Consider the following 11,794-nt stretch of genomic DNA (forward strand, 5'->3'; position numbering starts at 1 on the left):
GAATTATCCCAAGGAGGCGGTCGAGAAAATACCCGTCTTTTATTTGACGCTTACTGTCTTTCTTTCGCAAAAACCGTTCTAAATCAAAAAAAAGCCATGGAAGCATCCAGAGCGGATTTTTCCATGGCGATTGGTTTTATTCTGCAGCGATCAGGTGATCGGCGAGTTCTTCCATTGGGGCGATGTCTTTTTCCTTGAGCGACGTTGTAATCGTTACGACCGGTTCGACATACTGGATATCCTTGCAGCCTTCGAGGATGGATTTCATCGTCTTGGCAGCGCTTGGTGCCCAGGATCCGTTCTGGATCATGGCAATCGTGCGGTTCTGGAAGTTCTTGTGGGCAAGAATGGACAGCACGCGTTCCATCGCCGGGAATACGCCGGCATCATAGGAGCAGGCGATCAGCACGATTTTTTTGCAGCGGTAGCACTGGGCAACGGCTTCGTGCGTATCCTGACGGGTTACGTCCATGAGGCGGACTTTCTGTCCTTTCGCTTCGAGAATTTCCTTCATGCGGTCTGCAACGACATTCGTGTGACCGTGGATGGAAGCGACGAGGATCAGGATTTCATCCGTTTCCGGCGTGTAGCTCGACCACTTGTCGTACAGACTGATGTAGCGGCCAAGGTCTTCTTTCAGAACTGGTCCGTGGAGCGGGGCGATGATGGCGATATCGAGGCCGGCTGCCTTTTTGAGCAGAGCCTGTACCTGTTTTCCGTATTTGCCTACGATGTTGATGAAATAGCGGCGGGCTTCATCATCCCACGGTTCATCTGTTCCGCTGGCTCCGAATTTTCCAAAGCCGTCTGCGGAGAACAGGATTTTGTCCTTGTCATCGTATGTCACCATGACTTCAGGCCAGTGTACCATCGGAGCCATGACAAAAGTCAGCTTGCGCGTACCCAGATCGAGCATGTCGCCTTCTTTTACGGAAAGACGATGATCTTCCGGAATTGGAGTGACTTCAAAATTGGGAATCATGGACCAGGCTTTCGCGCTGGCAACGACAGTGGCTTCCGGATGCGCTTTGAGAATGGCATCCAGGCTTCCGGAGTGATCCGGTTCCAGATGCTGCACTACCAGATAATCGAGCGGTTCGCCGGCAAGCGCTTCTTCTACATTGGCCAGCCACTCATTTGTACGACGGCGGTCAACGGTGTCCATCAGCACATTTTTTCCATCCTTAATCAGATAGGAGTTGTAGCTTACACCGTTAGGAACTTTGTACTGCGATTCAAACAGATCAATGTCGCGATCCTGACAGCCCACAAAATAGACTGTGTCGGTAACTTTTTCCATATGTATTCCTTTCTGGTCTTCCCTTTTCAAAAACGAAGACCTGCTTTCTTTTTTCTGTTCCTGGATCGTTCATTCACGAAAGTCTGCAGGCAGGCTAACGGATGGGATCCTGCCGGGTCTTGCCCGACGAACACGTCTGGCGGCGTTTGAACCGGCATTTTGGAACAGGAATCTATCTTCATCAATTTTACTTCATTCATACATATACTGCCCAGAAATCAGGCGATCTCTCCTGCTTTTGCGCGGTATGGGCTTTCACGCCTTCGTGGGCGGCTCGATTTCTTTCGAAGGATCGTACCGGGAAATCTGACGGCTGAGGTGGTCGATCTGATCGTCATCGAGATCTTCGAGATGTTCGAGCTGATCCAGCATGCGCGCAATGGATTCGCCCTGTCCAAGCCGGACTGTTTCAAACAGCCAGCTCGCTCCTACGCCGCAAAGAAATCCCATTGTCAGAATGCCGTTCAGGCCGAGTACTACCGAAATGAGGCGGGAGACCAGCGTCGTCGCTTTCAGATCGCCAAAGCCGATGGTCGTCACTAACATGAATCCGTACCAGATCGCATCCCACCACGAATGCAGATCTGGATCGGTAAGCCACAAAAGAAGCGTGGCAACGAGAAAGAACCCGACAAACGCCGTCAGATAGCGACGGGTATGCGTCTGCTTGAGAATCAGAGAAAAAAGACTGATCACCTTCATGCCGCGTTCTCCTTACGAATCTGCGCGGACAGCTCTTTTCTCAGCGCCGGGCTCATCTGCGAAAGGTTTTGGAGAGCTTCGCCATGTTTCTGCATAACCGCCTTTCTTTTGCGGGTCAGTTTTTCAAAGTACGACGAGGCGATCAGGCCGGGAATATAAGCGGCCACGACAGCTCCGTAAATGCCGAGAAGTATCGTGAGAATGCGGGCCAGCGGCGTGGTGACCGTATAATCGCCAAGCCCGATCGTTGTCGCGACGCTAAAGCCCATCCACAGCGCATCGCCATAGCTGGAAATCGACGGGTCGTTCCAGAGAATGAGCGCGCAATCGACAAAGTAAAAAATCAGAAACGAATACAGCAGCTTGTCGCCGCCGGTCTTTTTCATCATGCGATGATAATTGCGAACCGTATTCATTGTTTTGCCCCTTTCCAAACCGGTATATGAAAGAATAGCCCGATACGCTGCAGACGTATATTTACCTGCATTGTACCGGGCTGTGTGTCTGGACGGATCGGGTGTGCCTGTCCGCTTACGGCTTCCGATCGAAAAATCGGATAAGCGGTAAGCGATAAGAGATACGGCATTTCGCCTCATTTAAGAAAGGAGCATTCCGAAGCGGTCAGAGGTTACTTTTTCGAAGCGTCCGAATCCGCGTCCGGATTTACTGTCTGGGAACTGGCAGCATCCTGCGAAAGAGAGGTACCTTCCTGGGTATCGATCGTGCGGATTTTCCAGTTTCCCTCGGCATCGATGCTCACGTCGATCGTATAGTAGACCGGTTCGGCATCCAGCTTCATAATCGCGTTTTTCAGATCTTCCAGGTAGAAGTTGACGAAATCGCCGTACACAGTGCTCTTAAAATTTTCTGTCGATCCGAAAATGGCCATGGCGGAATTGACGGGGTGACTCATCGCGTAGCGGCCCAGCGAAGAATAGAGCACAGAAGAAGCCAGCGAGCTGTCGATCTGATCGAACGGAACGCAGACACCCTGAATTTCGATTTCCAGTCCGTCTGGCTTGTATTCAATCGTCCTGACGGTGCAGTCCTTCATGGTTTTGACAAACACCTGCGTCAGAAGGCGGGCACTCGCTTCCTGCGTTTTGGCGGGATCGCCATATTCGTTCAATTCACTGACCAGAGTCTGGTAAAAACGGGTCAGCGTCTGGGGCGCGCTCAGAGTGACCTCTCCTTTTTCACTCGGTTCATCGGATGGATTCACAAACGAAGCGGTAAGAGAGGAAACCTGCCGCTGCAGGCCAAACAGAGCGGCGCCACTCAGTCCTGTGAAAATACACAGGATCACCAGGAGCGTAATCACAATCGCTTTAAAATGGTTTTTCATGTCCTTATTATACGCATGCATGAATTTCTCACGAGAGCGGGTATGTAAATTCCGTCGATCTAAGTTTTTTTAGTGCACAAAAAAACGGGACCGAAGTCCCGAAAATTTCAAATGGAGCAGGTGATGAGAATCGAACTCACGTAGTCAGCTTGGAAGGCTGAAGTTCTACCATTGAACTACACCTGCAAGTGGTGGAGAGAGGCAGATTCGAACTGCCGAACCCTAAGGAACTGAGTTACAGTCAGCCGCGTTTAGCCACTTCGCTATCTCTCCATTCACAATGGTGGAGGCTAACGGGCTCGAACCGCTGACCCTCTGCTTGTAAGGCAGACGCTCTCCCAACTGAGCTAAGCCTCCATTGTGTACTAGTTTTTGATTTGTGCTGTCGTTTGACTGCCTGATTAATATATCAGGTTTTCCAAATCGGTGCAACTCAATTTTTTAATTTTTTGAGCCGCTCGATCGGGTCATCCGACGGTCTTTTCCGGCAGCCGTCTGGCTGTCCTGAAGAAGACAATCGGGATTATACAGGGTATTTCCTAAAAAACGCAAGCCCTAAGATTTCACGAATTTTCCAGGTCGCATTCATCGCTGCGTGCCGGTTTCAGCGATCCATTTTCAAAATGGTATAGTGAATACGCTTATTCGACGATCGCGCCTTTTGCACGGTCTTCGAATCTTCTTTTATGACTAGAAAGAGAGGTCTGCTCTTGAATATACGAACCCTGACGTACGAGCAGTATGCGAAGTTTCTGAACGACTCGCATATGGCTTACAGCTTCCTGCAGAGCGGCGACTTTGCCCGCGCGCACGAAGCGCATGAAACTGTCCGCTACTACGCCGGCGAAGAAGACGGAAAAATCCTGTATGCGATTTACGCCATCTTCCGTCCTGCCTTCCGCCTGTTTACTTACGCGTCTTCCCCGCGCGAATGGGTCAGTGCCTCCCCGGAACTCGCCCAGGATCCCGTGAAACTCGAACAGTTTGTTTCCGGCATGCGACAGACGCTCAAAAAAGAAGGGGCACTGCTGTGGCTGCTTGAAAGCAGCGTAGAATACCAGCCGCACGATAAAAACGGCGATGTCGTTGAAGGTCTCTTCTGCAACGAAAGCTACCGCGACCTTCTGGCTGGCCTCGGCTTTGAAAAGACAAAGCTCTGGCGCGGCTACGATGAACGGTTCCAGTCCCGCTGGGTGTCCTGGATCGACTTGCAGAAAAATCTTCCCGAAATTTCCAGAGGCTTTCCAATCGCACTCGACCGGCCGCATGAAATGTATACCTGGCCTGAGCTGATGAAGGAAATGGCCGGCAACACCCGCCGTTCCTTTCAGAAAGCGGACCTTCCCTACCTCGAATACACCATTACCCGCGGGGATGAAAATTCCGATCTTTCCGAATTTGACACGCTTCTCGAACAGAGCGCCCAGAAGCATAACTTCAATTCCGGTTCGACGGCCGGCCGGCAGGAACTGCTCGAATCGTTTGGGCCGCACGGCTATGTCTGCATTTCCGCTTTAAACGTTCCGGCTTACCGTACGTATTTAGAGGAAAAGGAAAAGGAATTTTCCGAAAAGGAAAAAGAAGCGCAGGCCGTCTGCGAGGCAATGCCCAATTCGAAAAAGAAGCGCAATCAGCTGCTGGAAATTCAGGAGCAGAAAGCCCATAACGAAAAGGAGATGGAAGCTCTTGTAGAACTCAGAAAAGCCGAGCCGGCCGATCGGATTCCGCTGGCCGGCGGCATCTTCTTTGAAACGCCTTCGGAAATGGTTTATCTCTACGGCGGCAGCCGCCCGGATCTCGCCCGTTTCATGGGGCCGTATGTAACCCAGAAAGCGATGATCCGCCTGGCTCTGGAGCACAACCTGCGCCGCTACAACTTCTGGGGCATTTCCGGCTTTTTCAAACCGGATGAAGAAGGCTACGGCGTCTTCTACTTCAAGAAAAATCTTGGCGCGACCGCCGGGGAGTACTGCGGTGAGTTTACGATGGTACTCCATCCCCTGCTTGGAAAAACATTCCGAAACAAAATTCGCAGCGGTATGCTCGAAAAATAAAGTTATTCGATCCATACGGCGGGCAGAGAAATCTGTCCGCTTTTTTGCGTTTTTCCGCCTGCGTTTTCCCTTTTCTTCTCTTTTCTGTTCTTATCCGTTTTTTTCTGTTCTTATCCGTTTTCGGTTCCTGCTCCTGTTGCGTTGCCGCCGTTGGCCCCGGCGTTTTATGGAACGTCTTAAAAATTGCCGTAAGGCGGCAAGATAAAGAGGTAAACGATTACAGTCCGCGACAGGAAAGAAATGATCCTCTCTCCTTTTGAGAACAGCGAAAACACGATGAGAAAAGCAACGCAATCCATGGGTGCTTATTGAACTTACGTCCGTCTTTTTATAAGATCAGGTATATGCGATCCGATAAACCTGTAAGAAAAAAAACGACACGATCCGCCTCCAGGCCGGGCTCGAATGTCGTTCCTAAAAGAAAGAAGCGAAAGCGCCGCTACGATCCGCCCCGGCTTGCCATCGTCCTTGTAGCCGTATGCATCGCCGTTGGCCTCGTGGGCTACGGCGGCTATGCCGGCATGCGCGCTGTCGCCGGGTTGTTCTCGCCAAAACCAGCGGAGAACGCAGGCGCCTCCCTGTCTTCCGCTTCGTCTTCCGCTTCTTCCAAGGCCAGCTCGTCCAGTCAGGCTTCACAGGCTGGCGTTAACGGAATTACGGCTAAGGAGCTTGAAAAACTGAATGCAGTGAAATCGGAAATTGAACGTTCGACCAGCGGTGCCGAACTCGCGGATCTGAAAGCGCAGATTCTCGACTATCTGAATTCGCATAACATTGACCAGTCCAAATTTTCCTGGTCGGTCATGGATCTGACGACGGATGCCTACATTGAATCGGACAATGCAAAAACCAATTTCACCGCCGCCTCCACATACAAGCTTCCCCTTTGCATGTATTACTACGAAGAAATCGAAGCCGGACGGATCAATCCGAACGACTCGCTCGAATACTCCGAAGAAATGCGGGAAGAAGAAGATAAGGAAAACCTGAACCAGCCGATTCACCGCAAGTTCAAAGTCGGCGATAAAATTCAGATCGACGAGCTTCTCGAAGCCGCACTGCTGTATTCCGACAACATTGCCGGCCACATGCTTTACGAAAACCTTGGCGGCTATGAGAAATTCAAGGAACTCGTTTCCAAGTATTCCCCGTCTCCGCAGGCACCGGAGTTTTACAACGAACGCTACAATGTACTGAATGCCGACTACACGATGCATCTTCTGTACAAGCTGTACAAAACGCCAGGTACGTTCAACGATCTGAAGTACTGGCTGCAAAACGCGTCGCTCAATACGTTCCTCAACCGCGATCTGAGCGGTCATTACATCCAGAAAATTGGAAACATCAACGCCGTTCGAAACACGCTGGCCATTTCCAACGGACCGGCTCCGTTCTCCATTTCCATCTTCTCGTCTATCGGCAAGAAGGAAGGTCTGAACGCGATTGCGGATCTTGGCGTTCTCGTCAACAACTACTTCGTCAACAAGTACAATTCCGGCTACTACGCCAATCAGGATGCCGCCTACATCAATATGCTCAACAGCCAGATGTCCGCACCGGTCGATGTCATCTACTACCGTCCGGGTCCAGAAGGACAGACTCTCCCGGATCTGACTTCTGAAGAGCAGAGCATGGCCGAAGAGGCTGCCGAAGAAGACTAAAATCGAATTTTGCGAAAGAACGCTCCCCGATCGGGCGTTCTTTTTGTTTGTCGAAGCGTTCCGGATTGCTTATGCTTTCTCTTGATGAAACCCGATCTTACCAGCAAGCCCCCAGTTTGCGCGGCTGAAATTGCGAAAAACATGAAAGCTCTCCATTACGACAGAGCCAGAAGCGAGGTCAAAACGTGCCTTCGTCTTTCTTTCTCGCCCTGGCTGCAGCTGACGTATGGACAGTGTCTGGCCGGCCTTCAGCAGTATAAAAAAGCTGAAGACGCTTTTATGGCAGCTCTAGAATGTGCACCGACGCCTCTGTTTGAAGCGCATGTCTGTCTGCGTCTCTGTCGTCTGTATACGCAGACCGGACATCTCAAAAAAGCCAGCCAGTTTCGGGAGCAGGCCAAAGCTGATCTGGAACGCGTTCAGGGCAAGACCAATCCAGCCGCCCTGCGCCCGCTGCTGGCCTTTTACGATCTGGCCAGCGCATGGCTGCTGTATGAGCAGGGCAAAACGAGCGACGCGCTTCAGACAATACAGAGCTTTATTGCCGGGGCAAAATACATATCCTCCCTGCAAAATGCGCTTTGCGAGGCGTGGACGCTGCAGGCCGATCTGCTTTCGGTTCTGTATTCCTATCCAGAAGCCATTGCCGCCTACCAGAAAGCGCTGGAGTGTACCGACAGCACTCCAGAAAACTGGCGCCCTTTGCGCAAGGCTCTGATTCTGAACAATCTGGCGGACGTCTATGAAGGCGCCGAAGATTTTGAAAACGCCAACCGCATTTACCTGGACGCCATGGATCAGCTCGATCGCCTCAAGGATGAGCACATTGTCGATCTTTCGGCCTGCCATCTGGAAATTCTGCTTTCCTTTGCCAACTGTCTGATCCAGCAGGAAGAAATGGACGACAGCATTCAGCAGCTCGCTCATCATCCGCTGCTCAATAAAAAAGACCGCAAAACGGAACGCACCTCTGACCATGCTTCTAGCCATACAGCCGTTTCCCTTCGCGATACGCTCGTTGACGCGCTCCTCGACCAAGCCATCGAAATTTCCGAACGCGTCGAATGGCCGGCCCGGCTCTACTGGAAAAGCCGCATTCACTACATCGAAGGCCTGTCCGCTCTGTATCAGGCGGAAAGCCGTCCTGAAAATCCGTTCCCTGCGTTTTTGCAGGCGTGGATCGATCAGAAGGCGTTTCTTCTGCATTCTCCGGTCTCTTCCCGGGAATACCTCGGACGGGTCGCCTATTATGCGGCATATTCCTTCGATCCAAAAACTGTCGAAGCATGGCGTGATCGCAGTCCGTTTGCGAACGTGACGCAAAAGGAACTGTATCTTTGCGCTTTAGATGAATTTGAAAAATGCGCCTTCAAGGATCCCGCCTTTTTCGGCTTTACGATGGCCTCGATCCAGAACGAACTGGGAACCATCGCCTTAAAAGACGGACAGAAAGAAGACGCGAAAACCGAATACGAAAAAGCCGAGCAGGGCTTTGAAAACGCGTGGAAGCAGGACAGAGACGATCTATTGGCTCTCAGCTCCCTTTGTACCGCCGAACTCAACCTTCTTGGCGCGCTGGACGAATCCGATCTCGACCATGCCGGAAAAGACGTTTTAAAGCGGCTGCTCGATCATCTTGACGCGCTCGATTCCCTGAGCGACCATGCCCCGCTCATTGAAGAGGCTCTGGGACATCTCATTGAAAACGATCGATACTTTCCCCGGTATACGCGTCCAGTTGAGCGCTTCTGCTGCCGTCTGCAGCACAAAACCGGCGAACACGATCAGTAAACTCCCTTTAACCGATTAAACCGAAAAGCCATGCAGCAGGAAGCCGAAGCCGTTCCTTTGCGTGGCTTTTTGAATCTATCGTTTTTTTCTGTCCGCCCGATCCAGCGGTTCGATTGCTGCTCTGAGCGGTTTCCTTTTCTGGTCGATCCGGGTTTCTGGTACTTATCCATGAAGACATCCATGGAGGCATTGTCTGATTCATGCGCAAAACCTTTTGCGCTGTCGGGAACTATACTGAAGCCATGACAACTAGACCTGTATATACTCCAAAACTGACACGCCCTTTCTATCAGCAGGAAGACGTTGAATTTGACTGGCACAGCGGGACTTCTCCCGCACAGAAGCAGAAAAATTCCGCTCTGCTCCAGGAAACATGGAAGAAAAAGCATCCTGGCAAAACGATTCTGGAAGTGAGCACAAAATCGACCGAAGAAATGGGGCGGCGTCTCTCCCCGTTTAACATGACGCTGCGCCTGCCTTCTTTGCGCAAGGCGTTTCCGGTGGAAAATGTGTATCAGGCGTCCAAGGCATTTCGCCATGGCGGTCCCTATGTGGATTTGCTTGGCGTAACCCCCGTGGAAGCCAAGCGCGATCCGCGCCTGCGCGATTCCGGCGAGCTGGTGTTCTTTGAACTGGAAAAGAAGAAATATCCGACAGAGCCCGTTTTTCTGTTTTATAACTGGCTATATCTGATCACCCTTCTTGAAAATCCGAAAGAAGCCGCAGCCGTACGAGACTGCGACGCCTACTGCGATATCGAATTCAACCCCGACAGGCAGATCAACTGTCAGGCACGCGCGTGCGCGATTTACCATTCCCTGTTCCAGCTCAACCTGCTGGACGAAGCGAAAGATTTTGAAGGCTTCAAAAAGATCATGATGGCCAATGATATTACCGAAATTAAGGAACAGTCTGGACGCAAGGAAGACGCGCAGACTCTAAACGATCTTCGTTCCAATCAGCGCCGAACGTCCTTTGCGGTCGGTACATGGATTCGTCATCCGACCATCGGTGCCGGGGAAGTCATCCGCCGTACGCCGGACAGCTATGTAATTCGTTTTCGCGTCTCTGGCCCCAAAGCGCTGACCCGGGATTTTGTCGAACTCAACTGCAAAAAAATCGGCTGAATTTCATACGCCGTGTTTCAAAAGATGGTGAATTGAAATAATGAACGCAGCTATTGAACGGATAAAAACGGGCGTTTCGTTTACTTTTTCAAAAATCTGTTTTCCCTCTCAATTTCCTTTATCTAATCCAGGAAACTGAGGGGATTTTGCTTTTCCCAGGGCTGCGTTTCGCCTTTTCCTTCCTTCCACGCTAAGATTTTTGAGTTGAAGGACTAAATGCAGCTGCCAAATATGTGAATCCAGGTGGGTTCGTTTTCCTTCTTAACTCTCGTTATTGTTTAGCGAGTTAACAGATCTGGCTTCAAGTGGACAGAAGCCGGATCTGTTTTTTTGATTCCTGGCTTTTCCAGAATTTCAGAAGATTTTTCCAGAAAGCAGAAATAATCGTACGGTGTATGACCGTGCAGACTTTTTAATCCATCTGAGTTGACAGGCGAGATGGCGATGTTCAGCTGCTCCTGACTGGTCAGTCCCAGCTTGGCTAAATCAAAAATATGCGTGCCTCGGTTCTTCGGAAAAATTCTCCATAAAAGGAGATGTTTGTTCTCATTCGTTTAGTTCCTATTCCAGAAACTGCTTTGCTGTGAGTACCTGTTTGGGGAAATTAACGTTTACAGCGCACATAGGCCTCCGCATCTGCATCAAGCAGCCAGAACGAGATATACATGCCCTTGACTTCGTCAATATGGTTCTGATCCTTAAAAACGCTGTTTGCTGTCATAACGCTTCATAAGCGCAGCTTTAACCGTCTTTTTATCCAGCTGAAAAGGAATGACTTAGTCCGGGTACAGCACACCTGCTAACTGACGACCCATAATCACCATAAGATGGCCGTAGAAAGGGCAGGCCGTCACGACGGCGGTCTTTTCGTCCACGATCGTCCAGCCGCAGGACTTGCACATAGAACTGCGCAAATTCTCCGATTCTCCCTGCTGCCGCTCACCGACCGCCGTCGTTTCCCACTGCATATCGTCGGGCTGCTCGATTTTCAGAGCCTCTCAATAGCCTTGCAGAGTCTCCAGGTCAGACTCGGGGCGGCAATACAGACAAGTCATCTTTTGCGCAGTGCTGTCAAACTCGATGGCTCCGCCGCAGCATGCGCATTTCTATTCCTGTAAAAGGTTCATGTGTCATTTCTCCATATCGGCACAGCACAGCTGCTTTGCAGTCCGACCGAAAGGAATATACCCAGACGGATCTGAATAAAAACAGGGCTGCCGCATTAAAGCAGAGCCCTGTTCATAGATGTTTTCATGTGCCTGTGAACGGCAAGTGTAATACAATAAGATTTATTTCGCCCACTGGAGACTGCCGAGAATACTCTGTACTTCATCGCTTCTAAAATCACACTCGTAGCCTTTTACAATAAACACTTTTTCGCCAATCTGTGCGCTGGCTGCATTTTCGGCCACATACCAGGTGCCGTTCGTCAGCTCTTTTTCTCCATCGTAGGTTCCATAGGGATCGCCGGATTCCAGAAGCTCCTTCGCACTGTCCAGATCCTTCGTATACTCTTCTACCTGCAGATAGGGACGCCATATTCAAATTCCTCGGCATGGCAGATGAAGTCCGCCATGTCATTCCCGTTCATGTCGGTGCCGGTCACCAGGCTCCAGCCGGAAGGAAGTTCTGCCGTTACCTTGTCGCCGGAAACCGCTGTCGTTTTCGCTGCACTTCCGCCGTTGTTTCCGCCGGAGCATGCAGCAAGGACCAGCATCATTGTGAGACAGAAGGGTCGTTAAAATCTTTTTCATAATAATTTTTCCAATGCTGTTCACTTAAGCTTCACAAGCTCACTTACAAATCAGGTTAGT

General features: G+C 50.7%; 11 protein-coding genes and 3 tRNA genes. 4 read left to right on the plus strand and 10 right to left on the minus strand.

All coding sequences use genetic code 11. The features are described from left to right. Nucleotides 1-136: 136 nt before the first annotated feature. The 7 genes from Q2J39_RS09330 to Q2J39_RS09360 form a co-directional block, all read right to left on the minus strand. Nucleotides 137-1,300, minus strand: coding sequence for an FprA family A-type flavoprotein (locus Q2J39_RS09330; protein WP_230267623.1), 1,164 nt, complete (start codon nt 1,298-1,300; stop codon nt 137-139). Nucleotides 1,301-1,555: 255 nt separating this feature from the next. Next, on the minus strand, nt 1,556-2,002 hold the full coding sequence (locus Q2J39_RS09335) for a potassium channel family protein (protein ID WP_230267622.1): 447 nt from the start codon (nt 2,000-2,002) through the stop codon (nt 1,556-1,558). Beyond that, the gene (locus Q2J39_RS09340; RefSeq protein WP_353887456.1) at nt 1,999-2,418 is read right to left on the minus strand and encodes an ion channel; all 420 of its coding nucleotides are present in this window, start codon (nt 2,416-2,418) and stop codon (nt 1,999-2,001) included. Before Q2J39_RS09340 ends, Q2J39_RS09335 begins: the two co-directional genes overlap by 4 nt. A 212-nt stretch (nt 2,419-2,630) precedes the next feature. Further along, complete coding sequence (locus Q2J39_RS09345) at nt 2,631-3,347, minus strand: hypothetical protein (protein ID WP_288340329.1); 717 nt, start codon at nt 3,345-3,347, stop codon at nt 2,631-2,633. Between the two features lie 112 nt (nt 3,348-3,459). Then, nucleotides 3,460-3,533 (minus strand) — tRNA-Gly (locus Q2J39_RS09350). 3 nt (nt 3,534-3,536) lie between these two features. Next, nucleotides 3,537-3,620, minus strand: a tRNA-Tyr gene (locus tag Q2J39_RS09355). 8 nt (nt 3,621-3,628) lie between these two features. Beyond that, nucleotides 3,629-3,704 (minus strand) — tRNA-Val (locus tag Q2J39_RS09360). 353 nt (nt 3,705-4,057) lie between these two features. Here Q2J39_RS09360 and Q2J39_RS09365 point away from each other — a divergent pair. The 4 genes from Q2J39_RS09365 (at nt 4,058) to Q2J39_RS09380 (ending at nt 9,980) form a co-directional block, all read left to right on the plus strand. Then, the gene (locus tag Q2J39_RS09365) at nt 4,058-5,401 is read left to right on the plus strand and encodes a peptidoglycan bridge formation glycyltransferase FemA/FemB family protein (RefSeq protein WP_230267619.1); all 1,344 of its coding nucleotides are present in this window, start codon (nt 4,058-4,060) and stop codon (nt 5,399-5,401) included. A gap of 344 nt (nt 5,402-5,745) precedes the next feature. Next, nucleotides 5,746-7,062, plus strand: a complete 1,317-nt coding sequence (locus tag Q2J39_RS09370; RefSeq protein ID WP_288340331.1) for a serine hydrolase — start codon at nt 5,746-5,748, stop codon at nt 7,060-7,062. Between the two features lie 84 nt (nt 7,063-7,146). After that, a complete protein-coding gene (locus Q2J39_RS09375; RefSeq protein ID WP_289640777.1) occupies nt 7,147-8,853 on the plus strand; it encodes a hypothetical protein in 1,707 nt (568 codons plus the stop codon). 242 nt (nt 8,854-9,095) lie between these two features. Next, nucleotides 9,096-9,980 carry a DUF6977 family protein gene (locus Q2J39_RS09380; RefSeq protein WP_288340335.1) on the plus strand — a complete coding sequence of 295 codons (885 nt, stop codon included), beginning with the start codon at nt 9,096-9,098 and terminating at the stop codon, nt 9,978-9,980. 776 nt (nt 9,981-10,756) lie between these two features. On the opposite strand, the gene Q2J39_RS09385 is transcribed toward Q2J39_RS09380, so the two are convergent. From Q2J39_RS09385 to Q2J39_RS09395, 3 genes are all read right to left on the minus strand, one after another. Beyond that, nucleotides 10,757-10,948 (minus strand): hypothetical protein, encoded by a 192-nt coding sequence (locus tag Q2J39_RS09385; protein ID WP_288340337.1) that lies wholly within the window; start codon nt 10,946-10,948, stop codon nt 10,757-10,759. Nucleotides 10,949-11,269: 321 nt separating this feature from the next. Continuing rightward, nucleotides 11,270-11,392: a hypothetical protein gene (locus Q2J39_RS09390; RefSeq protein ID WP_288340339.1), complete on the minus strand. Its 123-nt coding sequence runs from the start codon at nt 11,390-11,392 to the stop codon at nt 11,270-11,272. A gap of 104 nt (nt 11,393-11,496) precedes the next feature. Then, the gene (locus Q2J39_RS09395) at nt 11,497-11,700 is read right to left on the minus strand and encodes a hypothetical protein (protein WP_288340341.1); all 204 of its coding nucleotides are present in this window, start codon (nt 11,698-11,700) and stop codon (nt 11,497-11,499) included. Nucleotides 11,701-11,794: the final 94 nt, after the last annotated feature.

Source organism: uncultured Allobaculum sp., from assembly GCF_948576815.1.
In the GTDB taxonomy this organism is placed as follows: Bacteria; Bacillota_I; Bacilli_A; order Erysipelotrichales; family Erysipelotrichaceae; genus Allobaculum; species Allobaculum fili.